Raw genomic sequence first — 23508 nt, 5'->3', positions numbered from 1 at the left:
CACAAGAGATCACAGATTCGCTCATCAGGGCGTGCTCATCATTCGGTGGGCACGCCCTTCGTCAGCACCGGCCGGGGAACAACCGCCCGTCGACGATCACCGCGGCGTCGTCGCACGCCTCCTCGGCCAGGTCCTCCGCCTCGGTCGAGAGGACCACGGTGCCGCCGTCGTCCACGTAGGAGCGCAGCATCTCCTGCATCATCTCGGCGGACTCCGCATCGACGCCGACGAACGGGTCGTCGAGCATCAGCAGCCGGGGACTGGGCAGCAGCGCGACGACGAGCCCCATCTTCTTGCGCAGGCTGGTGGAGTACTCCCGGACGAGCGTGGTCTCGGCCTCGGTGAGGTCCCACAGCCCCAGCAGCTGCTCGGCGCGGACCGCGAGCTTGACCGGGTCCAGCCCGTTCCACATCGCGACGGAGGTCAGCCAGTCCCGGCCGGTCCAGTGATCGGGAATCGACGGCTCATCGGGCAGCGCCCCGAGCACCGCTTTGGCGCGCGCCGGCTCCGACCACATGTCCATCCCGAAGATCCGGACATCGCCCTGGTCGGGCGGGAGGAGCCCGACGGACATCGACCACAGGGTGGTCTTACCGGCCCCTGCGGGGCCGACGAGGCCGAAAACACAGCGATCCGGGACGCAGAGTTCGGCGTGGTCCATCACCAGTTTGTCGCTGAACTGCTTGCACAGTCCACTCAGTTGCAGAGCGAAAGGCTGCGGCGCCTCCGCGCGGGATATGAGGCTGTCCTGTTCATCGCGGAACTCATGGACACCGGGGGCGCTCAATTCTACCGACGATCGCACGAGAGATCCCACCTTCGATGATTATGACAGGGTATGTGTTTGTCCTGAAGTGCCCGCAACAGAACGGATGTGGTGCAGAATGCCGATCATGTCGTGAGGTTCATGATCTTTGTTCGCATCGCGGGAGAATATCAGTTGGGGGATCGGGCGCGTTCAATTTCTGATGTGGGCGCGCCCGGCTGGGCGAATCGGGCCGCTGTGCACATCCGGCCGTGGTGTTCTCTTTGGCCTTAACGGCCACGGGGTATGGTTCGATTGCGGTGGTGAGTATACATACGTCTTAGTCATTTGTGTAGTAAGGATGTTCGTAGTCCCGTCCGGCGGGTGAACCGGGCGGACGATTTCGAACGGCCAGGTCGGAAAGGATCTTGAGAAGGGTCCTTGTGGCTGGTGGCCGAGGCGGGCGACCGCGTCGCCGTGCCGCTCCCGGTGCCCCTGGCATGTCCTGATGCCGAGCGGGGCGCGGCGGGCGCGCCGCGCGTGCAGCGGGCGATGATCGGAACGCACGTCCCACCTCCGACCTTTTACCGGGGTTTTCCTGATGCCTTTAGCTTCGCAGGTCACCGAGGTGCGTCGCACGGGTGTGTTTACCCCGGACGCGCACGGGTGCTGCCACCACATTCGACGTCGATCACGCATCCCATGGCCTAGTGGGCGAATCCCTGAAGTCAGGGGTGCGGGGACCACACTCGTGGTTCCTAGGGGTGGCGGTCCCGCCCTTCCCTGTGTCTGTCCGCGCGGCCCTCGTTAGGCAATCGTGTTGAAACCGTGAAAGTACCACCGCCGGCGCATCATAATTGCACGGAACGCGTCGGAGCGATCAATTGACCGAAGCACGATTAAGCGGGGTGGATCCCAAATAATCCGCCGAATACCGTCGTCGCAAAGGCTGAGGGATCGGGTGATGCGGGTTGGCGTCCCCGGTGCGCGGGCACCACACGGCTGGCCGATGCGAGCACATCTGTCACGATCGGCGCATCCAGCGCATTTTCTGACGCCCGAACGGAACATATCACTCACTCACCGTGCGTGATCTTGATGTTTTTCCTGGTCGGGTTATTGATCACGATCTACGCTCCCGATACGGTCGTCGGCACAAAAGCACTATTCGAACCGCGGGCCCGAAGGCAGTGCGATGGGCAGAATCGTCGGTGCATGGCTCCTGACCCTGCTGCTGGATACCGTGGCGACTTTCATCCTGGCCTACGTGCTGGGCGACGGAGGCACGCTCCTCGGCGTCGGCGTCGGCGGCGGCATCGCGGCCGGGACATGTCCCCCCGACAGCCCCGGCCCGTCGGGGGTCGTGACAGATCCCCCGTCCCCGGGCTCGGAGGGGCCCTCGCCCTCCGACGGCAACGGTGACGGCGACCCTGACAACGGCGACACGGTGTCCCAAGAACCCCTCTCGGCGGTCACCGAACCCGCCGTCGGCCTCACCCGTCCGGACACGGATGACGGGCCGTCCGGATGACCATGCGGAACGACAATGAGCACAACGCGAAGGGCGGCGACTCCAGCTGGAGTCGCCGCCCTTCGCGTCTGTATTCAGTGTGCCCCCTGCAGGATTCGAACCTGCGCACACGGCTCCGGAGGCCGTTGCTCTATCCCCTGAGCTAAGGGGGCGCGCTGCGGGAATAACTCTAGCAGGGCGCGGAGGGTGGATCGCGCAATTGATCCCGGCTTCGGCGATACTCCGGCGGTTGCGGCGACGGGGCGCTAGTCTCACGGCCGTGGGTGATGTGCTGGCACGGGTACTGGTCGTCGACGACAACGAGGTGATCCGACAGCTGATCAGCGTGAATCTGCAGCTGGAGGGGTTCGAGGTGCACACCGCCGTGGACGGAGAGGACTGCCTGGAGCAGGCGGCCGAGGTGCGGCCGGACGTGATCACGCTCGACGTCATGATGCCCCGGCTGGACGGCTGGGTGACGGCGTCGCGGCTCCGGGACAGTGCGGAGACCCAGGACATGAAGGTCCTGCTCATCACCGCTCGCGCCCAGGGGGACGATGTGAAGCGCGGACAGGAGATCGGCGTCGACGGGTACCTGACCAAGCCGTTCGAGCCGACCGAACTCGTCCGGATCGTGCGCGACCTCGCCGGGTTGCCGCAGGGCGGGTGACGCACGGGTATGCGGGACGGCCATAGCGAGAACGACAACGGGCAGGACGGCGTGCGGTCGGCGGCGTCGTTCGAGGCGCGGTCCGTGCTGAGCGGGGCGACGCCGTGGTGGGTGAACGATCTGCTGCGCGCGGTCGCGGCCGAGGTGAGCGGGGTCGATCCCGTGCGGATCCCCGACGCGCAGCCGCGTCGGCCGCCCGTTGATGCACCCGGGGACTATGCCAGCGCCCTGCCGATGCGCTTGGCCGGGCTGTCGGGAGTGCCCGCCGACCGGCTCGCCGCCGATATCGCTCGGGAACTGCGCACGCGCCCACAGGTGGTGGACGCCGTGGTCGAGGGGCGCGGCTTCCTCAACGTCACCCTCACCCCCGACGCCCGCGTGTCGTTGGTCTACGCCGTCGGTGACGGTGCGGCGTATCTCACCGGTGGCCAGAGCGGTACGGGTGCGAAGAAGGGCGAGCAGGGCGAGGCCTCCGGCGGCGGGCGAGCCGGAGGCGGCCGCGGCCATCGGCCCGTGTGGGCGCTGTCCGCGCTCCACGAGGCGCCGACCGTCGAAGAGGCCCGGGAACTGGCGCGCGGCGACGCCCGGCGGCGTATCGTCCACGCACGCGAGGTCGCGCACGCGGGCGGCATCGGCGGCACGTACGGCGACACCCCCGCACGGGCCACTTCCTCTGCGGCGCGGAGCGCCTCTGCTTCCGAAGCCGTCCGTATCCCCGAGGTGTCCTGGCGCGATCCCTACCTCGACGCGCAGCGCCCCTACGGACCCGTCGCGCGCTTGCTGGCCGTCACCGGCGAGGCCAGCGCCCGCGTGGCATTCTGCCGCTCCATCCCCGAACGGCCGCGCCGGGGTGAGGAGACCGGCGCCGGTCTCCCCGCGCTCCCGACGGCCGAGAACCCGGGCAACTGGGCGCGGCACACCGATGCCAACCCCGCCTTCCTCGTCCGCTACGCGCACGCCCACGCCGTCGCCACCCTGGCCTGGGCCCACGCCTCTGGCTGGAACGTCCCGGCGCTTCCCGCCAGATCACTGCCCACCGGGTCGCGTTCCGCGCCGTCCAGCTCGGCGGGAGGGGCCGAGTCCCCCCGTCCTTCAACGGCTTCCGACCGACGCACGGAACCGCTGGTGCAGGTGCGGCTCGAACCGAACGCGCTCGGGGACTCTCCCGCCCCCGCCGGTCAGCTCCCGGCGGCCACGTCCGGTCATCCCGCGTCCGGTCACTCTGATCCCAGTGCGACCATCGATCTCACCCCCGCCGCCGTCGCGGCGCTGGACGAACCTGCGGCCGCCGCGCTCATCGGCGTACTCTTCGACGGACCCGGCGTTCTCGCCACCGCCGGGCGGCGTCGAGAACCCCATACCCTGGTGCGCTACCTCGAAGGTCTGGCTATTGCCTACCATGAATGGCGGGAATCCCGCGGTGCCGTAATCGGGGACGTGATCGGTCCGGAAACGGGCGGTGGCACCTGCGGGGAGGGCATCGCCGCGCGGCTCGAACTCTGTGCCGCCGCGGCCGGTGTGCTCAGAACGGGGCTGTCCCTGCTCGGTGTGTCCGCGCCCACACGGCTGTGAACAACCGGGCCCCGGCCCGCCACAACCGTGCGTCCCGTCGCCCGGTGCGGCCGTGCGCCGTCGCCGAGCGGCCGGACTCGCCGCACATGACGCACCACCCACCGAACCCAGCCGAGAGCGCACGCCCATGAGCCGTTACGCCCACCCAGCAGGCCCGCGCCACGCCGACGTGCTCCCCGAGGAGCACCCGCCGAGCCCGCCGCAGGACCTCATCGAGCTCGACCCCCGCGTCTGGCCGGCCACGGCCCGTCGCGTCGACGGTGAGATCACCATCGGCGGCATCGGCGTCTCGCAGCTCGCCCGCGAGTACGGAACCGCCCTGTTCGTCCTGGACGAAGAGGACTTCCGGACGCGCGCCCGCGACTACCGCGACGCCTTCGCCCACACCGGCGGCGACGTCTACTACGCGGGCAAGGCGCTGCTCACCAAGGCCGTCGCGCGGTGGGTCCGCGAGGAAGGCCTCAAGCTCGACGTGTGCAGCGGCGGCGAACTCGCCGTCGCGCTGTCCGCCGACTTCCCCGCCGAGGACATCGGCATGCACGGCAACAACAAGTCCGAGGCCGAACTGGCGCGCGCGGTGGAGGTCGGTGTCGGCCGGATCATCGTGGACTCCTTCGACGAGATCGACCGCCTCGACCGGCTGGCCGCCGCGCACGGCCGCGTGCCCAAGGTGCTGATCCGCGTCACCACCGGCGTCGAGGCGCACACCCACGAGTTCGTGGCCACCGCCCACGACGACCAGAAGTTCGGGTTCGCGCTCAGCACCGGCGCCGCCCAGGAGGCGGTCCGGCGCGTCCTCGCCGCCGAGCACATCGAGCTGGTCGGGCTGCACTCCCACATCGGCTCGCAGATCTTCGACACCGCCGGCTTCGAGGTCGCGGCGCGCCGCGTCACCGCGTTCCTCACCCTCATCCACGCCCAGCTGGGCGTGACCCTCTCCGAACTCGACCTCGGCGGCGGGCTCGGTATCGCCTACACCGCCTCCGACACCCCGCTGGCCCCCAAGGCCATCGCCGAGAGCCTGCTGTCCATCGTCCACCGCGAGTGCGCGGCCGCCGGGCTGCCGGTGCCGCGGATCGCGGTGGAGCCCGGCCGCGCGATCGCCGGGCCCTGCGGCATCACCCTGTACGAGGTCGGCACGATCAAGGACGTCGAGGGCATCCGCACGTATGTCAGCGTGGACGGCGGTATGAGCGACAACATCCGCACCGCCCTGTACGGCGCCGAGTACACCTGTGTGCTGGCCTCCCGCGGCAGCGACGCCGAGCCGATGCTCTCCCGCCTCGTCGGCAAGCACTGCGAGAGCGGCGACATCATCGTGCACGACCTCTACCTCCCGTCGGACCTGCGCACGGGCGACCTCGTGGCGGTCGCGGCGACCGGTGCCTACTGCTACTCCATGGCCAGCAACTACAACCACCTGCCGCGCCCGGCCGTCGTCGCCGTGCGCGACGGCGCCTCCCGGACGCTGATGCGCAGGGAGAGCGAGGACGACCTGCTCCGCCTGGACGTAGGCTGAGTGGCTGCGGCCCTCGGAGAAAAGGAGAGGGCCACGATGACCTCCGACCGGCACGAAATGAGAGAAGTGGGAGTCACCCCCAGATGGCAATGAAGGTGGCGCTGCTCGGATGCGGCGTTGTGGGCGCGGAAGTGGTTCGCCTGCTCAATGAGCAGTCGACCGAACTCGCCTCGCGTATCGGGACCCCCCTGGAGATCGGCGGCATCGCCGTACGCCGACTCGGGCGGTCCCGCGGCACGGGGCTCGACCCGGAGCTGTTCACCACCGACGCCATGGGCCTGGTGACGCGGGACGACATCGACCTGGTGGTCGAGGTGATCGGTGGCATCGAGCCCGCGCGCTCGCTCATCCTCGCGGCGATCAAGTCCGGCAAGTCGGTCGTCACCGCGAACAAGGCGCTGCTCGCCGAGGACGGCGCCACGATCCACGCCGCCGCGCGCGAGGCCGGGGTGGACGTCTACTACGAAGCCTCCGTCGCCGGCGCGATCCCGCTGCTGCGCCCCCTGCGCGACTCGCTGGCCGGAGACACGGTGCACCGCGTGATGGGCATCGTCAACGGCACCACCAACTTCATCCTCGACCGGATGGACACGCTCGGCGCCGGCTTCGCCGAGTCGCTGGAGGAGGCGCAGGCGCTCGGCTACGCCGAGGCCGACCCGACCGCCGACGTCGAAGGGTTCGACGCCGCCGCCAAGGCCGCGATCCTGGCCCGGCTGGCGTTCCACACCCAGGGGGTCACCGCCGCCGACGTCCACCGCGAGGGCATCACCGACGTCACCGCGGGCGACATCGCCAGCGCCAAGGCGATGGGCTGTGTGGTGAAACTCCTCGCCATCTGTCAGCGCTCCGCCGACGGGACGTCCGTCGGTGTGCGCGTGCACCCGGTCATGCTCCCCCGCGAGCACCCGCTGGCCACCGTCAACGAGGCCTACAACGCCGTGTTCGTGGAGGCCGAGTCGGCCGGGCGGCTGATGTTCTACGGTGCCGGCGCGGGTGGCGCGCCCACCGCCAGCGCCGTCCTCGGCGACCTCGTCGCCGTCGCCCGCAACCGGCGCGCGTCGGCCGCGGCGCCCGAGGGCGCCCACGACACCGGGCTGCCCGTGCACCCGATGGGCGACACCATCACCCGCTACCACGTGGCGCTCGACGTCGCCGACCGGCCGGGCGTACTCGCCCGCGTCGCCGAGATCTTCGCCGACAACGGCGTCTCCATCAAGAACGTGCGCCAGGAGGGCTTCGGCGACGACGCCCAGCTCGTCCTGGTGAGCCACCAGGCCCCCGACGCCGCACTGACCACGACCGTCGAGCAGCTGCGCGCGCTCGACATGGTCCGGTCGGTCGCCAGTGTGATGCGCGTCGAGGCCTTCGGCGGCGACAGCTGACCCTTCCGTCCCCGGATCCCCGTTGATCTCGGCAAAGTGCACCAGATTCCGGTGCGTATTCGGTGCACTTTGCCGAGATCAACGGGGAGAGGGCGTGGGAGGGACACCGTCCCACCAGCCGAGACCACCGACCCTTGGATTCCCGGGTCACGAGCCCTGGGGCCTAGAATCGGTGCAGATCAACTCAGACGTTCGGGGCGGCCGGACCGGCCGTGACCCGTATCGCGTGGCCGCCGGACACGGCGGGCCCCGCCGCCTGACGCATCGAAACCCAACGCAAGTCCCACCCACTCGAAAGGGCCCTGTCGTGAGCATGGCACGGGCGTGGCGAGGGGTCGTCGAGGAGTATCGCGACCGCCTTCCTGTCAACGCGAACACCCCGGTCGTCACTCTGATGGAGGGCGGAACGCCACTGGTGCCCGCCAACCGGGTGTCGGAGCTGACGGGGTGCGAGGTGTTCCTCAAGGTCGAGGGGCTCAACCCCACCGGGTCCTTCAAGGACCGCGGCATGACCATGGCCATCACCAAGGCCGCCGAAGAGGGCGCCAAGGCCGTCATCTGCGCCTCGACCGGCAACACCAGCGCCAGCGCCGCCGCCTACGCGGTGCGCGCCGGGATGACCTGCGCGGTGCTCGTGCCGCAGGGCAAGATCGCCATGGGCAAGCTGGCCCAGGCCCTGGTGCACGGCGCCAAGCTGCTGCAGGTCGACGGCAACTTCGACGACTGCCTGGAACTGGCCCAGAAGCTGTCCGTCGACTACCCGGTCGCTCTGGTCAACTCGGTCAACCCGTACCGGCTGCAGGGGCAGAAGACGGCCTCCTTCGAAGTCGTCGACGCCCTCGGCGACGCGCCCGACGTGCACTGCCTCCCGGTCGGCAACGCCGGGAACATCACCGCCTACTGGATGGGGTACAAGGAGTACGCCGCCGACGGCGTCTCCACGCGCAAGCCGCGCATGTTCGGCTTCCAGGCCAGCGGGGCCGCGCCGATCGTCGGGGGCGAGCCGGTCCAGCTGCCGCGCACCATCGCCACCGCCATCCGCATCGGCAACCCGGCCTCGTGGAGCCACGCCGAGGCGGCGCGGGACGAGTCCGGCGGGCGCATCGACTCGGTCACCGACCGCCAGATCCTGTCGACGTACCGAATGCTCGCCGCCGAGGAGGGCGTCTTCGTCGAACTGGCCTCGGCCGCGAGCGTCGCCGGTCTGATGCAGGCCGTCGAGCAGGGCCACATCGAGCGCGGCAGCCGTGTCGTGTGCACGGTCACCGGCAACGGTCTCAAGGACCCCGACTGGGCGCTGGCCGGAGCGTCCGCTGCGACGACCGTCCCGGTCGACGCGCAGGCGGCGGCCACCGCGCTCGGGCTCGCCTGAGGCGGTCGGCCCCGGCCGCCGGTCGCCGTCCGACGCTCGCCACAGGTGTCGAGCCGCGCGGCGACCTGGTGACCCCGTTGCACCAGTGACCGGATCCGGCCATTTTGTCGGGTTTTCGGCGTCCGGATCCGGTCCCGGTAGCCCGAACGCATTCGCTCCCCGCGTAGGCGGGGACGGTTTCGCCTCCACTTCCACACCATTGGGAGTCACGTGATGTCTCAGCCGCGCCCCGCCGGGGTGCTCGTCCGTACCCCCGCGACCAGCGCCAACCTCGGCCCCGGGTTCGACGCCCTGGGCCTGAGCCTGGGGCTGCACGACGAGATCGAGGTCGCCGTCCGCGACGACGACCGCGTCACCGTCGACATCGTCGGTGAGGGCGCCGACGACCTGCCGCGGGACGCCTCCCACCTGGTCGTGACGGCGATGCGGCGCACGTTCGAGGCCTCCGGACACTCCCTGCCCGGCCTGGACCTGCGCTGCCGCAACAACATCCCGCACGGCCGGGGGCTGGGGTCCTCGGCCTCGGCGATCGTCGCGGGCGTCACCGCCGCGGCCGTCCTCCTCGGCAAGGGCGACCCGGCCACCGGTGAGCTGGACCGGGACCATGTCTTCAAGGTCGCGGCCGACATCGAGGGACACCCCGACAACGTCGCGCCGTGTGTGTACGGAGGGTTCACCATCGCCTGGCGCGGTGCGGCCGGCTGGGGTGCGCTCGCACTGCCGCCCTCGCCCCGGCTGCGCCCGGTGGTGTGCATCCCCGACGAGCAGCTGTCCACGGAGCGTGCGCGCGGCCTGCTCCCGGAGGCGGTCCCGCACGCCGACGCGGCCTTCACAGCCGGGCGTTCCGCCTTGCTTGTCGCGGCCGTTTCCGGCCACCCCGAAATGCTGCTGGAGGCCACCGAAGACCGGCTCCACGAGCATTTCCGGGAACCGGCCATGCCCGCCAGCGCGGCGCTCATTCACGAGCTGCGAAAAGACGCCCGTCTCCCCGCTGTGGTCTCGGGTGCCGGGCCCACCGTCCTGGTCCTGGGGCACGCGCCGGTGGCCGACGCGAACGACGAGATCCCCGACGTAGTGGGAAACGTCGCGCAAATCAGTGGGGACCTGGTTGATTCAATACGGGAGCGAACGGGTACTGGTTGGCACATACGCCCCTTAACAATCGATCCGGCAGGGGTGTGGATCAGTTCTCCCCGTTCATTGACCTGTGTCGAGGAATAGCTGTGGGCTCCGGTGGTGTTAGGCTAGGTGAAGCACCAGATGCCCCGTTGCGGGGCGTGTGCTCATCCGCCACAGTTTTCTCCGCGTCCGATGCGCACATGGTCGACTCCATGCACGCGCTACACCCGGTGATCACTGTGTTGAGTTCGCGGCGCACCCGTGGCTCTGCCCACCCCACCGAAGTCGATTCCTCGTTCGGCGAGAGCGACAGAATGGTCCACGGGCGGCACTACCGAGCTCATCGCCCCAACGTCTGGCTGTACCCAGAGCCCGCCGTGAATGGGTAGGAGCCGCACGCCGGTTCCCGATGACATCCAGGTGGGGCAAGCCCGACCCGGCCCCCGCCGGTTCGCACCACCGGGCCGGCCGTTACAGACACGATGACGGCCTGAGCCCGCTCCTTGGGAAGGACCCTTAGTGAGCGACACCACCGAACTCCACACGGACGCGGCGGTCAGTACGCAGAACAATCAGACCGCGTCCGCTGCGGAAGCCGGCGACGCCGCCCCTTCAGCAGGCAAGAGCGCGGCGGCCCGGAGCCGGACCGGAAACACCGGTCTGTCCGCTCTGAAGCTCACGGAGCTCCAGCGGCTCGCGTCGAGTCTCGGTATCACGGGCACGGGGCGGATGCGTAAGAACGACGTCATCGCCGCCATCGAAGCCAAGCAGGGTGGTCCGGTTTCCGGCCCGTCGTCCAGGAAAAGCCCGAAGACCTCTGAGAATCGGACCGAAGGCGGTAAGGTCGACGACACCGACGGCGCGTCCTCCGACCGCCGTTCCGCCAAGAAGTCCGCGGACAGCGGGACGACAAAGGACGCTCCGGTGACCACCGAGGCCCCCGTCGCGACCGATGAGGGGGCCAAGGAGCAGGCTGAGCGTACGGAGAAGCCCGCTCGCAACCGCCGCTCGTCCCGCAAGCGCGGTGACGACTCCGGTGACCAGAACAGGCCGTCGGATGGCAGCGACCCCTCTACCACCGCGAGCAGCGTGACCAAGACATCGAGTACCCCGCACAAGAGCGGCTCCGACTCCGCGAGCGGCCAGTCCGGCCAGTCCGGTTCGGGCGGCCGCGAGCGTCAGCGCAACCGCCGCAACCGCGGCAACCGCGAGGAGACCGCCGCCACCGACACGTCGTCCCAGGACAACGGTCGGAAGGGCGGCGGCCAGGGCGGCCGCGACAACTCCGACGACGACTACGGCTCCGGTGGCCGCCGCCGCGGACGGCGCCGCGACCGCCGCGACCGCCGCGGGCGCGACCGCCAGGACACGGAGCCCGTGATCAATGAGGACGACGTCCTGCTGCCGGTCGCCGGCATCCTGGACATCCTCGACAACTACGCATTCGTGCGCACCACCGGCTACCTGCCGGGCGCCAACGACGTCTACGTGTCGCTGGCCCAGGTGCGCAAGAACGGCCTGCGCAAGGGCGACGCCATCACCGGTGCCGTGCGCCAGCCCCGCGAGGGCGAGCGCCGCGAGAAGTTCAACGCGCTCGTGCGCCTCGACACCATCAACGGCATGGCGCCCGACCAGGCGCGCAACCGGCCCGAGTTCTCCAAGCTCGTGCCGCTGTACCCGCAGGAGCGGCTGCGCCTGGAGACCGAGCCCAACGTCCCGACGACCCGCATCATCGACCTCGTGTCGCCGATCGGTAAGGGCCAGCGCGGCCTCATCGTCTCGCCGCCCAAGGCCGGCAAGACGATGGTGCTGCAGTCGATCGCCAACGCGATCACCGAGAACAACCCCGAGTGCCACCTCATGGTCGTCCTCGTCGACGAGCGGCCCGAAGAGGTCACCGACATGCAGCGCACGGTCAAGGGCGAGGTCATCAACTCGACCTTCGACCGTCCGGCCGAGGACCACACCACGGTCGCCGAGCTCGCCATCGAGCGCGCCAAGCGACTCGTCGAGATGGGCCTGGACGTCGTGGTGCTGCTCGACTCCATCACCCGGCTCGGGCGCGCCTACAACCTCGCCGCACCGGCGAGCGGGCGCATCCTGTCCGGTGGTGTCGACTCCACCGCGCTCTACCCGCCGAAGCGCTTCTTCGGTGCGGCCCGCAACATCGAGAACGGCGGCTCGCTGACGATCCTCGCCACCGCGCTGGTCGAGACCGGCTCCCGGATGGACGAGGTCATCTTCGAGGAGTTCAAGGGCACCGGCAACATGGAGCTGAAGCTCAACCGGCAGCTCGCGGACAAGCGGATCTTCCCTGCCGTCGACGTCGTCCAGTCCAGCACCCGCAAGGAAGAGATCCTGATGTCGGGCGAGGAGCTCAACATCATCTGGAAGCTCCGCCGGGTGCTGCACGGGCTCGACGCCCAGCAGGGCCTCGAACTGCTCCTGGAGAAGATCAAGGAGACCAAGAGCAACCCCGAGTTCCTGATGCAGGTGCAGAAGAGCACTCCGGGGTCCAACGACGGCTGACCCCGCGAAAGCCCGCACACGGACGGCCCGCTCTCACGCATGTGAGAGCGGGCCGTTTCGCGTTCGCGGCCTCACGCACGCACACGCGCCCCGCGGCGATCCGAGCCGGGGGCGGGGGCCGGGCGACGGTCGGGGCGGTCGAGTGCGCCCACATCAGCGCGCCATGCGGCGCCTCTCACCGCGTGGCGGGAATAGCGGCTGGTCGGTTCGGGGTTGAAGGTCTGGCAGACTGGTAGAGGAAGAATCGCCCCCGTACGTGCGGGGGCCATCCCAGGTCATGTGACCGTCGCGGTACCGGTTCGCGCAGGCCATTCGGTGCTCCCCGCCCACGCGGGGAACCTCGTTCTTCGCAGCGACCACCATCGGCATGCGTCCGGCGACCGCCCTAGCGAGGAGATCCACGTGAAGGCCGACATCCACCCCGAGTACGTTGTCACCGAGGTGACCTGCACCTGCGGCAACAGCTTTGTGACCCGCAGCACCGTCACGGAGGGCAAGGTCCGTGCGGACATCTGCTCCGCCTGCCACCCGTTCTACACGGGCAAGCAGAAGATCATGGACACCGGCGGCCGGGTCGCCCGCTTCGAGCAGCGCTTCGGCAAGCGCAAGTAGCGTCTGCCCCGGCGGCTCCGGTCGCGCCCGCACAAGGGCATGCGACCGGAGCCGCGGCACTAGGTTCGACGAGACCGCGCCCCACACCTGTACGCGGGGAGTGCACCGGGCGACCATCGACGCTGACGATGAGGACGAAACGTGAAGCTGGACGACCTTCTGGGTGAGTACTACGAGCTGGAGCAGCAGCTCGCCGACCCTGCCGTGCACGCGGACCAGGGCCAGGCGCGCCGTCTGGGCAAGCGGTACTCCCAGCTCACGCCCATCATCTCCGCCTACCGCGAGCTCAACCAGGTCGAGAGCGACATCGACGCCGCCCAAGAGCTCGCCGCCGAGGACCCTGCCTTCGCCGAGGAAGCCAAGGAGCTTACCGCGGAGAAGGAGCGGCTGACCGAGCGTCTGCGCGTGCTGCTCGTCCCGCGCGACCCCGCCGACGACAAGGACCTCATCATGGAGGTCAAGGCCGGTGAGGGCGGTGAGGAGTCTGCCCTGTTCGCCGGCGACCTGGTGCGGATGTACCTGCGCTACGCCGAGCGGCAGGGGTGGAAGACCGAGATCATCGACGCCACCGCCTCCGACCTCGGCGGGTACAAGGACATCACCATCGCCTTCAAGAACCGGGGCACCCCCGAGCCCGGCCAGGGCGTGTGGCCGCAGCTCAAGTTCGAGGGCGGCGTGCACCGCGTCCAGCGCGTCCCGGTCACCGAGTCCCAGGGGCGCATCCACACCTCCGCCGCCGGCGTCCTGGTGGTCCCCGAGGCCGAAGAGGTCGAGGTCGAGATCAACGACAACGACCTGCGCATCGACGTCTACCGTTCCTCCGGCCCCGGCGGACAGAGCGTCAACACCACCGACTCCGCCGTCCGAATCACCCACCTGCCCTCCGGCATCGTCGTCTCGTGCCAGAACGAGAAGAGCCAGCTGCAGAACAAGGAGCAGGCGCTGCGGATCCTCCGCGCCCGGCTGTACGCCGAGGCCCAAGCCGCCGCCGATGCCGAGGCCGCCGCGGAGCGCAAGAGCCAGGTGCGCACGGTCGACCGCTCGGAGCGGATCCGCACCTACAATTTCCCGGAGAATCGGATCTCCGACCACCGGGTCGGCTTCAAGGCCTACAACCTCGACCAGGTCCTCGACGGGGAACTGGGCGGTGTGCTGCAGGCGCTCATCGACGCCGACACCAAGGAAAGGCTGGAGCAGGCGCAGTCATGAACTTCCTGCTCGACGAGGTCGCGCGGGCCACGCTGAGGCTGGCCGAGGCGGGTGTAGCCTCGCCTCGCACCGACGCCGAGGAACTCGCGGCGTTTGTGCACGGCGTTCGTCGAGGAGAGCTGCACCAGGTTCCCGACTCCGACTTCGACGCCCTGTACTGGGAGTGCGTCGCCCGCCGCGAGGCGCGCGAACCCCTGCAGCACATCACCGGACGCGCCTACTTCCGCTACCAGGAACTGCAGGTCGGCCCCGGTGTGTTCGTGCCCCGCCCGGAGACCGAGATCATGGTCGGCTGGGCGATCGACACCCTGCGCGCCATGGACGTCGCCGATCCCCTCGTCGTCGACCTCGGCACCGGATCCGGCGCCATCGCCATCTCCATCGCCCAGGAGGTGCCGCGCTCGCGCGTGCACGCGGTGGAGATCGACTCCGACGCGCTGGCCTGGGCCAAGCGCAACATCTCCAACAGCGGGCACGGCGACCGCGTCACCGCGCACCAGGCCGACATGCTCAGCGCCCTGCCCGAGCTCGACTGCAGCGTCGACCTGCTCATCACCAACCCCCCCTACGTCCCCACCGACGACTCCGGCCAGATCCCGCCCGAGGTCCGCGACTACGACCCCGGTCCCGCGCTCTGGTCGGGCACTGATGGCCTCGACATGATCCGAGAGCTCGAAGGGGTCGGCCGCCGCCTGCTGCGCGCCGGGGGCGCCATGGCGATCGAACACGGCGACGGCCAGGGCATCGACATCCCCCACCTCTTCCCCGAGGAAGCGGGGTGGCGCGACGTCCGCAACCGCAAGGACCTCGCGCACCGGGATCGTTTCGTGGTCATGCGCAGAGCGGACGACTAGATCCGCCGCCATGACGCACGTCCGCAGATGGATTGGAATGGTGATCCACAGATGAGCCGCAGCTACGACTGCGCCGACGACGCGAAGCGCAAGGACGGCGTCGCCGACGCCGCGTCCTGCGTGCGCCGCGGCGAGCTGGTGGTGCTGCCCACCGACACCGTCTACGGGATCGGCACCGACGCGTTCAGTCCGAGCGCGGTCGCCTCCCTGCTCAACGCCAAGGGCCGCGGCCGCGACATGCCGCCGCCGGTCCTCGTCGGCTCGGTCCGGGCGGCGCAGGCGCTGATCGACGACCTCGGCGCGCACGGCCAGGACCTCATCGAGGAGTTCTGGCCCGGCCCCCTCACTATCGTCTGCACCGCGACCCCGAGCCTGTCCTGGGACCTCGGTGACACCAAGGGCACGGTGGCGGTGCGCATGCCGATGGACCCGGTCGCGCTCGAACTCCTCAAGGAGGTCGGGCCCATGGCGGTGAGCAGCGCCAACATCTCCGGGCAGCCGGCCGCGACCACCGCGGCGGAGGCGGCCGAACAGCTCGGCGACAGCGTCGCCGTCTACCTCGACGGCGGGCCGGGCAGCAGCGACGCCACGCCGTCGACCATCGTCGACCTGACCTACGCTGTTCCCCGCGTGCTGCGCAGCGGGGCCATCCCCGTCGAGCGGCTGCGCGCCGTGTGCGGCACGGTGATCGGCGAGGTCAAGCCCAAGCCCGCGGTTGCGGAGTCCGAGCAGGCCACGGAGGAGGAGTCCGCCACGGCGGACGGGGGCGACACCACGGCCGCGGACCGGGCGGAGGAGCCCCACGGCGGCGCGGAGTCGGAGCGCACCGGGAAGCCGGACGGTCCCACGTCCTCCGGGAATCCCGTCGAATAACGCCGTGCCGGGTCCGTAGGCGGCACCGGGCACCCGCGAGAGTGCTAGGTTCGCAAGGAACACCCCCTAACGGCCGCGTACACCGGGGTTCCCGGCCGTACCCGCCGAGTCGAGGAAACGAAAGGCTTCGAGGACACGTCGTGCGTGAGTACGCGCTCACCTTCGTCATCGCTGTGGCGGTCACCTATCTGCTGACCCCTTTCGTCCGGCGTGCGGCCATCACCTTCGGTGCGGTTCCGCCGGTCCGCGATCGCGACGTGCACAGCGAGCCCATCCCGCGGCTGGGCGGGATCGCCATCTACGGCGGCTTCGCCGCGGCGCTGCTGATCTCGGCCAAGCTTCCGCACCTGCAGGAAGTGTTCGTCTACAACACCTGGATGGCGCTGCTGCTGGCCGGTGGGCTGATCACGGTCATCGGCATCGTCGACGACCGGTGGGGGATGGGGCCCATCCCCAAGCTGGCCGGTCAGGTCGCCGCGGCCGGGATCCTCGTGTCGATGGGCGTGCAGCTGCTGTGGCTGCCCTTACCCGGGACGACGCTCTCGCTGGGGCCGTGGCTCGGCGCGGTGATCTCGGTCCTGCTGATCGTGGTCACGATCAACGCGGTCAACTTCGCCGACGGACTCGACGGCCTGGCGGCCGGCATCGTGGCGATCTCGGCGTTCGCCTTCTTCGCCTACTACTACGTGGCCGCGGTCGACCAGGGCTTCGAGCGGCAGTCCTACCCCGCGATGATCGCGATCATCCTCGCCGGGGTCTGCATCGGGTTCCTGCTGCACAACTTCAATCCGGCCCGCGTGTTCATGGGCGACACCGGGTCGATGCTGCTCGGGCTGCTGCTGACCTCGATCACCATCACCGTGACCGGCCAGTTCGACGCCAACACCGCGGCGAACAGCGGGCAGGACGGCGCGGTCGGCGTCCACCACGGCCTGGTGGTCTTCCTCCCGGTCCTGCTCCCGCTGCTGGTGATCGCGCTGCCGCTGGCCGACCTGGTGCTCGCGGTGGTCCGCCGGACGCTGGCGGGCAAGTCGCCGTTCGCCCCGGACAAGAAGCACCTCCACCACCGCCTGCTGGAACTCGGCCATTCGCACGCGCGGGCCGTGCTGCTGATGTACCTGTGGGCGGCGATCATCGCGTTCGCCTCGGTGTCACTCGCCGTGTTCGACCAGCCGGTGATGATCCTGACCGTGACCACATTGGTAGCGCTCTGTGCCGTAGGCCTGATCACCCTGCCGCGGCTGCGCCGTCGGCGTCGTCGGCAGCAGAAGCGCTCCAGCACAAAAGATCACATTTCGGTCGCGAAGGAACGATCGCGCTCGGCGTCCGAGACGATGAACGACGCGTGAACGCACGACAAACTATGCGGATGGTGCTATGCCGATCCGGTGAGATAGCTTACAGAGAGCCCTGAAATCCGGTGAAACAGGGACATTTCGCGGGTGTAAGACGCGCGTAAAGGTCACCCAGGGACGAGCGCCGAAATCCTTGTGATAGCTTTCACGAGCAAGCACCCCACTGAACATCCACCGGAGCCTCAATGCAGGAACACGACGCCCGGGTCCTCCGTGGCGCCGCGATTCCCACCGCCGTCGTCGGCCTGATCGCGATGATCGTCGCGTTCGCGATCGCGGGTACGCATGGACTCATCGGTGCTGTTCTCGGCACCCTGCTGGTCATCGTCTTCTTCGCCGTCTCCGCTGTCATCATTGCGTGGACGGGGGAGCGGCGGCCGGAGTTGCTGCTGCCGGTAGCCTTCTTGGTCTACACCACGAAGGTCGGGATCCTTGCGGCGGCACTGATCCTCTTCAAGGGCACGACGGCTTTCGACAGCAACGTGCTCGCACTGACGACGTTGGCATGCGTCATCGCGTGGCTCTCTGGGCACGCGTTCATGAGTATGCGGGTGAAACGTCCGTATGTGGAGCCGGTTTCGGACGCCGAGCCCGTCGAGGAACAGCGGTGACCCCGCGTAGCCGGGGTGGTGTGCGCACTGTATTCACCTACTGCTATCTTCCGGAGCGAGATGAACGACCGTCCAGGCGCGGGCGAAGGCAAGACACCATCGCGCGCCAGCGGAGTCACGATCATCTCGTATCTGCTGGGGGGCTTGGCCTTCTGGGGTGGTGCGGGCTGGTTAGTGGACCGGGCACTCGGCTACGAGGCGCTGTTCCTGCCCATCGGCCTGCTGCTGGGCCTGGTTGCCGCGATCTACCTGATCATCACCCAGTACGTCCGGTCCTGACCGTCCAGCCCGGTAGCGCGCGGCTCCCCGAGAGCGGCGTGGTACCGCCCTACACATCGAGGATTGAGTTGCGTCACGACGAAAGGATTCGCCGTGAGTGCTGACGTGTACAGCGCCGCCGCCGAGGAAGGCTGTCACATCTTCGGCACCGGATGCGGATTCGAAGCTCCCAGTACGGGCCTCTTCTTCCCCGCGCCGTGGGTCGACTTCGGTCTTCCGGGGACGTCCGGGATTACCAAGTACCTGCTGCTTCTGGCGGTCGCGCTGCTGGTGGCAGCGGCATTCTGGTTCTTCACGACCCGCAGGTCCAAGGTCGTCCCCGGCCGCGGCCAAAGCCTGGCCGAGCTGCTGGTCTTCTTCATCCGGGACCAGATCACCCGCACGACCATGGGCAAAGAGGGCGACAAGTTCCTCCCGCTGATGGTGACCCTGTTCCTGTTCATCTTCTCGATGAACGTCATGGGCCTCATCCCCGGCCTGCAGTTGCCGGTCAACTCCAACCTCGCCTTCCCCGCGGTGTTCGCGCTCACGATCTTCATTCTGTGGAACGGGGTTGGCATCCGTCGGCACGGCTTCGGCGGACACGTCAAGGCCCGACTGGTTCCCAGCGGGGTTCCGTGGTGGATTCTCCCCGTGGTGGTGCCGATCGAGGCGCTGTCCAACTTCGTCGTCCGCCCGGCCACCCACGCCATTCGACTTTTCGCGACCATGTTCGCGGGCCACCTGCTGCTGGCCGTGTTCGCTGCGGCCGGCTGGTACATGTTCAACCCGACCTCGCCCATGGGGCCGCTCTTCGGTGCGATCTCCGTCGGCTACTCGGGTCTCGCATTGGTCGGCTTCCTGGTGTTCACGGTTTTCGAGCTGTTCATCATGGCCGTCCAGGCCTACGTTTTCGTCCTGCTGGCCTCTATTTACATCGGTGAGGCCATGGAGGGTGCGCACTAATCGCGGTGCGCGCGCTTTACGACCCCATTCCGGTAATTCACGTCAGTTCGACGGAATCGACAGACCGTCGGCTTATCTGAGTAAAGGGAAACACAATGGACATCACCGGTAGCCTCAACACCATCGGTTACGGTCTCGCTGCCATCGGCCCCGGCATCGGCGTCGGCCTGATCTTCGGCATGGGTGTTCAGGCCATTGCTCGCCAGCCCGAGGCTCGTGGCATCCTGCAGGGTCAGATGATCTTCGGCTTCGCCGTGGTTGAGGCCCTGGCCATTCTCGGCTTCGTTCTCGCGTTCGCCCGCTGACCACGTCCATCGGTTAACCGAACGCGAAGGGGATGCCAGCCATGATCTCGGCAGCCGAACAACAGAACATTCTCAGGATTCACTGGGACGAGTTCACCTTCGGTCTCATCGCCTTCCTCCTCATCCTGGGCGTCGTCTACAAGTACTGGCCGAAGCTGATGGCCGCCCTGGATGAGCGTGCCAACCAGATCGAGGGTGGCATCGAGCGGGCCAAGAAGGCCGAGGCTGAGGCGGAGGAAGCTCGCCAGCAGTACCGCGAGAAGCTCGAGGAGGCGCACCGCCAGTACGCCGCCGAGCTGGAGAAGGCGAAGGAGCAGCGCGCGGCGATCATCGCCGAGGCGCGCGAAGAGGCGCAGGTGGAGGCCCGTCGCATCATCGACGCGGGGCACGCGCAGATCGAGGCCGACCGGCAGCACGCGTTCACGCAGCTGCGGGCCGAGATCGGCACGCTCTCCACCGACCTCGCCGAGCGCATCGTCGGTGAGACGCTCCAGGACAGCGCCGCACAGAACCGCGTCATCGACCGGTTCCTGGCGGAGCTGGAGCAGGCCGAAAGCGCCCAGCAGGCCGAGGTGCGCTGATGCGGGGTATCAGCCGTACGTCGCTGGAGCACGTGACCGAGCGCCTCGACGGCGTTCTGCCGTCGGCCAACGCCCCGACGCTGGGCCACGAGCTCTTCGAGGTCGTGGCGCTCCTCGGCCAGGAGCACTCCCTGCGTCGGTGGCTGGCCGACCCCGCCAACCCGGCGGAGGCCAAGTCCGGTCTGATGGGCGAGCTCCTGGAGCCGAAGGTGTCGCCGACCACGGTCATCGTGGTCAGCGACGTCGTCCAGGCGGCGTGGTCCACACCGCGCGACCTGGTGGACGCCATCGAGCGGATGGCGGTCTACGCGACGATGGCCGGCGTCGAGGGCGAGCAGCGGCTCGACGAGCTGGAGGACGAGCTCTTCCGGTTCGACCGGATCGTCGCCTCCGAGCCGGAACTGCGGTCCGCCCTCACCTCCGAAGGCGTCGCGGTGGAGCACCGGCGTACGCTGTTGGAGAACCTGCTCTCGGGCAAGGTCTCCGCGGCGACGCTTGCCCTGGTCACCGAGGCCGTCACCCGTCCCAGGGGCCGTACCCTGGAACAGGGTCTGGAGCACTTCGGGCAGCTGGTCGCCGAGCGTGCGCAGCGCTACATCGCTGTGGTGCGCACGGCGGTGGCGCTCAGCGCCGACCAGCAGTCCCGTTTGCAGGACGTCTTGACGCGGGTGTACGGCCGGACCATCCACCTGAACATCGAAATCGTCCCGGAGATCGTGGGTGGGCTCTCCATCCGCGTGGGCGATGAGGTCATCGACGGCACCGTGGCAGGGCGCATCGCCGAGGTTCGGCGGCGCCTCGCCGGTTGACGCTACAGACGACACGACGCAACGCAAGCACGCACGGCGCCGCGGGAATTCGGCGCCAAGGAGAGCAAGGACATACGTGAGATGGCGGAGCTGACGATCCGGCCGGAGGAAATCCGGAACGCGCTGCAGCGCTTCGTCCAGTCGTACGAGCCCGACGCCGCCGCGCGCGAGGAAATCGGAACCGTCACCTATGCAGGTGACGGTATCGCCCGCGTCGGTGGTCTCCCCTCGGCGATGGCGAACGAGCTGCTGGAATTCGAAGACGGCACCCTGGGCCTGGCCCAGAACCTGGAGATCGGCGAGATCGGCGTCGTCGTCTTGGGCGACTTCACCCACCTCGAAGAGGGCCAGACGGTGCGCCGCACCGGCCGGGTCCTCTCGGTGCCGGTCGGTGACGCCTTCCTGGGCCGCGTGGTCGACCCCACGGGTAAGCCGATCGACGGCCAGGGCGATGTCGAGACCACCGAGCGCCGTGAGCTTGAGCTGCAGGCCCCCTCGGTCATGCAGCGCCAGCCCGTGGGCGAGCCGATGCAGACCGGCATCAAGGCGATCGACTCGCTGACCCCGATCGGCCGCGGTCAGCGCCAGCTGATCATCGGCGACCGGCAGACCGGTAAGACCGCGGTCTGCATCGACACGATCATCAACCAGAAGTCCAACTGGGAGTCCGGCGACCCGAAGAAGCAGGTCCGCTGCATCTACGTCGCGGTAGGCCAGAAGGGCTCGACCATCGCGGCCGTCAAGGGCGCGCTGGAAGAGGCCGGTGCGATGGAGTACACCACCATCGTCGCCGCCCCCGCTTCCGACCCCGCGGGCTTCAAGTACATCGCCCCCTACACCGGTTCGGCCATCGGCCAGCACTGGATGTACGAGGGCAAGCACGTCCTGATCATCTTCGACGACCTGACCAAGCAGGCCGAGGCCTACCGCTCCGTGTCGCTGCTGCTGCGCCGCCCGCCGGGCCGTGAGGCCTACCCGGGTGACGTCTTCTACCTGCACTCCCGTCTGCTGGAGCGCTGCGCGAAGCTCTCCGACGAGCTGGGCGCGGGTTCGATGACCGGTCTGCCGATCATCGAGACCAAGGCGAACGACGTCTCGGCCTACATTCCGACCAACGTCATCTCCATCACCGACGGCCAGGTCTTCCTCGAGTCCGACCTGTTCAACCAGGGACAGCGCCCGGCGATCAACGTCGGTGTGTCGGTCTCCCGTGTCGGCGGCGCCGCGCAGACCAAGGCCATCAAGAACGTCACCGGTTCGCTGCGTCTGGGCCTGGCCCAGTTCCGCGAGCTGGAGGCCTTCGCCGCCTTCGGTTCCGACCTGGACGCCGTGTCGAAGGCGCAGTTGGAGCGCGGTGAGCGGCTGATGGAGCTGCTCAAGCAGGGCCAGTACGCGCCGTTCCCGGTCGAGCAGGAGGTCGTTTCGATCTGGGCCGGGACCACCGGTCAGATCGACGATGTCCCGGTCGAGGACGTGCACCGCTTCGAGGCCGACTTCCTGGAGTTCCTCGGTCGCGAGCACGCCGGGATCCTGGACACCATCCGGGAGAGCGGCAAGTTCGAGTCGGAGACCGAGGCCGCCCTCAAGGACGCCATCACGGAGTTCAAGCAGACCTTCCAGACCAGCGCCGGCAGTGTCCTCGGGTCCGAGGACGAGGACGAGGCCGAGCCCCTGGAGGAGAGCAAGGTCGGCCAGGAGACCATCAAGGTCGCCAAGAGCGCCGGGAAGTAGCCCATGGGAGCACAGCTTCGCGTCTATCGCCGGAGGATCCGCTCGACGAAGTCGATGGCGAAGATCACCCGCGCGATGGAGCTCATCGCCACCACCCGCATCACCAAGGCGCAGCGGGCGGCCCAGGCGGCTGGGCCCTACGCGCGGGAGATCACCCGGGCGGTCTCAGCCGTGGCCGGGCGGGTCAACTACCACCCGATGCTCACCGACGTGGAGGCCCCGAAGCGGGCCGCCGTCCTGGTGATCACGAGTGACAAGGGCCTCGCCGGCGGCTACACCACCAACGCGATCAAGCAGGCCGAATCCCTGACCGCGCTCCTGGAGGAGCAGGGCAAGGAGGTCGTCCAGTACGTGGTGGGCCGCAAGGGCGTCGGCTACAACCAGTTCCGGAACCGCTCCATGGAGCAGACGTGGGAGGGCATCACCGAACGCCCCGCCTACGCTGACGCCAAGGAGATCGGCACGGTCCTGCTGGAGAAGTACACGCAGGACACGGACGAGGGCGGCGTCGACGAGATCCACATCGTCTCGACCGAGTTCATCTCCATGCTGACCCAGCAGGCGGCGACGCGCCGCGCGCTGCCGCTGGAGGTGGAGGAAGTCGAGGCTGCGGAGCTGGAGAAGGAGCACGGCAAGCCGCTCCCTCTCTACGAGTTCGAGCCGTCCGCGGAGGACGTCCTCGAACAGCTGCTGCCGCAGTACGTGACGAACCGGATCTATTTCGCGCTCCTGGAGTCGGCGGCCTCCCAATGGGCATCGCGTCGCAACGCGATGAAGGCGGCCACCGACAACGCCGAGGAGCTTGTCAGGACCTTGACCCGCCAGGCCAACCAGGCCCGCCAGGCGGAGATCACCAATGAGATCAGCGAGATCGTCGGCGGAGCCGATGCCCTCGCTGGTGCCAGCGCGGGGAGTGAGTAAGAGAA

At 68.7% G+C, this 23508-nt stretch carries 22 protein-coding genes and 1 tRNA gene; 21 read left to right on the top strand and 2 right to left on the bottom strand.

Features of this window, described 5'->3' with window-relative positions; genetic code table 11:
- Window positions 1–61: 61 nt before the first annotated feature.
- Window positions 62–805 (bottom strand): ABC transporter ATP-binding protein, encoded by a 744-nt coding sequence (locus CDO52_RS23260; protein WP_152471831.1) that lies wholly within the window; start codon window positions 803–805, stop codon window positions 62–64.
- 1135 nt (window positions 806–1940) lie between these two features.
- Between CDO52_RS23260 and CDO52_RS23255 the strand changes: the two genes are divergently transcribed.
- Window positions 1941–2276, top strand: a complete 336-nt coding sequence (locus CDO52_RS23255) for a hypothetical protein (RefSeq protein WP_017620937.1) — start codon at window positions 1941–1943, stop codon at window positions 2274–2276.
- Window positions 2277–2356: 80 nt separating this feature from the next.
- Here the strand turns inward: CDO52_RS23255 and CDO52_RS23250 are convergent.
- Window positions 2357–2428 (bottom strand) — tRNA-Arg (locus CDO52_RS23250).
- 107 nt (window positions 2429–2535) lie between these two features.
- Between CDO52_RS23250 and CDO52_RS23245 the strand changes: the two genes are divergently transcribed.
- The 20 genes from CDO52_RS23245 to CDO52_RS23150 all read left to right on the top strand — a co-directional run bounded on the left by CDO52_RS23245 (window position 2536) and on the right by CDO52_RS23150 (window position 23503).
- Entirely contained in the window at window positions 2536–2925 is a 390-nt protein-coding gene (locus tag CDO52_RS23245; protein ID WP_017620936.1) for a response regulator transcription factor, read from the top strand.
- Between the two features lie 9 nt (window positions 2926–2934).
- The gene (locus tag CDO52_RS23240; RefSeq protein ID WP_094932699.1) at window positions 2935–4497 is read left to right on the top strand and encodes a DALR anticodon-binding domain-containing protein; all 1563 of its coding nucleotides are present in this window, start codon (window positions 2935–2937) and stop codon (window positions 4495–4497) included.
- 127 nt (window positions 4498–4624) lie between these two features.
- Window positions 4625–6016 (top strand): diaminopimelate decarboxylase, encoded by a 1392-nt coding sequence (gene lysA / locus CDO52_RS23235; RefSeq protein ID WP_017620934.1) that lies wholly within the window; start codon window positions 4625–4627, stop codon window positions 6014–6016.
- Between the two features lie 83 nt (window positions 6017–6099).
- Window positions 6100–7398: a homoserine dehydrogenase gene (locus CDO52_RS23230; protein ID WP_026126222.1), complete on the top strand. Its 1299-nt coding sequence runs from the start codon at window positions 6100–6102 to the stop codon at window positions 7396–7398.
- Window positions 7399–7711: 313 nt separating this feature from the next.
- Window positions 7712–8770, top strand: a complete 1059-nt coding sequence (thrC, locus tag CDO52_RS23225; RefSeq protein WP_198345903.1) for a threonine synthase — start codon at window positions 7712–7714, stop codon at window positions 8768–8770.
- A gap of 213 nt (window positions 8771–8983) precedes the next feature.
- A complete protein-coding gene (thrB, locus tag CDO52_RS23220; protein ID WP_017620931.1) occupies window positions 8984–9991 on the top strand; it encodes a homoserine kinase in 1008 nt (335 codons plus the stop codon).
- A gap of 417 nt (window positions 9992–10408) precedes the next feature.
- Complete coding sequence (gene rho, locus CDO52_RS23215) at window positions 10409–12418, top strand: transcription termination factor Rho (RefSeq protein WP_017620930.1); 2010 nt, start codon at window positions 10409–10411, stop codon at window positions 12416–12418.
- 402 nt (window positions 12419–12820) lie between these two features.
- Window positions 12821–13030: a 50S ribosomal protein L31 gene (rpmE, locus tag CDO52_RS23210; RefSeq protein WP_017620929.1), complete on the top strand. Its 210-nt coding sequence runs from the start codon at window positions 12821–12823 to the stop codon at window positions 13028–13030.
- A gap of 141 nt (window positions 13031–13171) precedes the next feature.
- A complete protein-coding gene (prfA, locus tag CDO52_RS23205) occupies window positions 13172–14239 on the top strand; it encodes a peptide chain release factor 1 (RefSeq protein ID WP_017620928.1) in 1068 nt (355 codons plus the stop codon).
- Window positions 14236–15093, top strand: coding sequence for a peptide chain release factor N(5)-glutamine methyltransferase (gene prmC, locus CDO52_RS23200; RefSeq protein WP_017620927.1), 858 nt, complete (start codon window positions 14236–14238; stop codon window positions 15091–15093). Before prfA ends, prmC begins: the two co-directional genes overlap by 4 nt.
- Before the next feature lie 51 nt (window positions 15094–15144).
- Complete coding sequence (locus tag CDO52_RS23195) at window positions 15145–15966, top strand: L-threonylcarbamoyladenylate synthase (RefSeq protein ID WP_017620926.1); 822 nt, start codon at window positions 15145–15147, stop codon at window positions 15964–15966.
- Window positions 15967–16106: 140 nt separating this feature from the next.
- Window positions 16107–17315 carry a glycosyltransferase family 4 protein gene (locus tag CDO52_RS23190; RefSeq protein WP_017620925.1) on the top strand — a complete coding sequence of 403 codons (1209 nt, stop codon included), beginning with the start codon at window positions 16107–16109 and terminating at the stop codon, window positions 17313–17315.
- A gap of 191 nt (window positions 17316–17506) precedes the next feature.
- Window positions 17507–17932, top strand: a complete 426-nt coding sequence (locus CDO52_RS23185) for a hypothetical protein (protein WP_017620924.1) — start codon at window positions 17507–17509, stop codon at window positions 17930–17932.
- A 60-nt stretch (window positions 17933–17992) separates the two neighbouring features.
- A complete protein-coding gene (locus tag CDO52_RS23180; RefSeq protein WP_017620923.1) occupies window positions 17993–18211 on the top strand; it encodes an AtpZ/AtpI family protein in 219 nt (72 codons plus the stop codon).
- A 105-nt stretch (window positions 18212–18316) separates the two neighbouring features.
- On the top strand, window positions 18317–19156 hold the full coding sequence (gene atpB / locus CDO52_RS23175) for a F0F1 ATP synthase subunit A (protein ID WP_017620922.1): 840 nt from the start codon (window positions 18317–18319) through the stop codon (window positions 19154–19156).
- 95 nt (window positions 19157–19251) lie between these two features.
- Window positions 19252–19461 carry an ATP synthase F0 subunit C gene (gene atpE, locus CDO52_RS23170; protein ID WP_017620921.1) on the top strand — a complete coding sequence of 70 codons (210 nt, stop codon included), beginning with the start codon at window positions 19252–19254 and terminating at the stop codon, window positions 19459–19461.
- A 41-nt stretch (window positions 19462–19502) separates the two neighbouring features.
- The gene (atpF, locus tag CDO52_RS23165) at window positions 19503–20042 is read left to right on the top strand and encodes a F0F1 ATP synthase subunit B (protein ID WP_017620920.1); all 540 of its coding nucleotides are present in this window, start codon (window positions 19503–19505) and stop codon (window positions 20040–20042) included.
- Window positions 20042–20851, top strand: coding sequence for a F0F1 ATP synthase subunit delta (locus tag CDO52_RS23160; RefSeq protein WP_017620919.1), 810 nt, complete (start codon window positions 20042–20044; stop codon window positions 20849–20851). Before atpF ends, CDO52_RS23160 begins: the two co-directional genes overlap by 1 nt.
- A gap of 81 nt (window positions 20852–20932) precedes the next feature.
- Window positions 20933–22582, top strand: coding sequence for a F0F1 ATP synthase subunit alpha (gene atpA / locus CDO52_RS23155; RefSeq protein WP_017620918.1), 1650 nt, complete (start codon window positions 20933–20935; stop codon window positions 22580–22582).
- Between the two features lie 3 nt (window positions 22583–22585).
- A complete protein-coding gene (locus CDO52_RS23150) occupies window positions 22586–23503 on the top strand; it encodes a F0F1 ATP synthase subunit gamma (protein WP_026126221.1) in 918 nt (305 codons plus the stop codon).
- Window positions 23504–23508: the final 5 nt, after the last annotated feature.

Origin of the sequence: Nocardiopsis gilva YIM 90087, assembly GCF_002263495.1 — a bacterium.
Lineage (GTDB): Bacteria > Actinomycetota > Actinomycetes > Streptosporangiales > Streptosporangiaceae > Nocardiopsis_C > Nocardiopsis_C gilva.
This window is presented reverse-complemented; position numbering and strand designations above follow the sequence as displayed.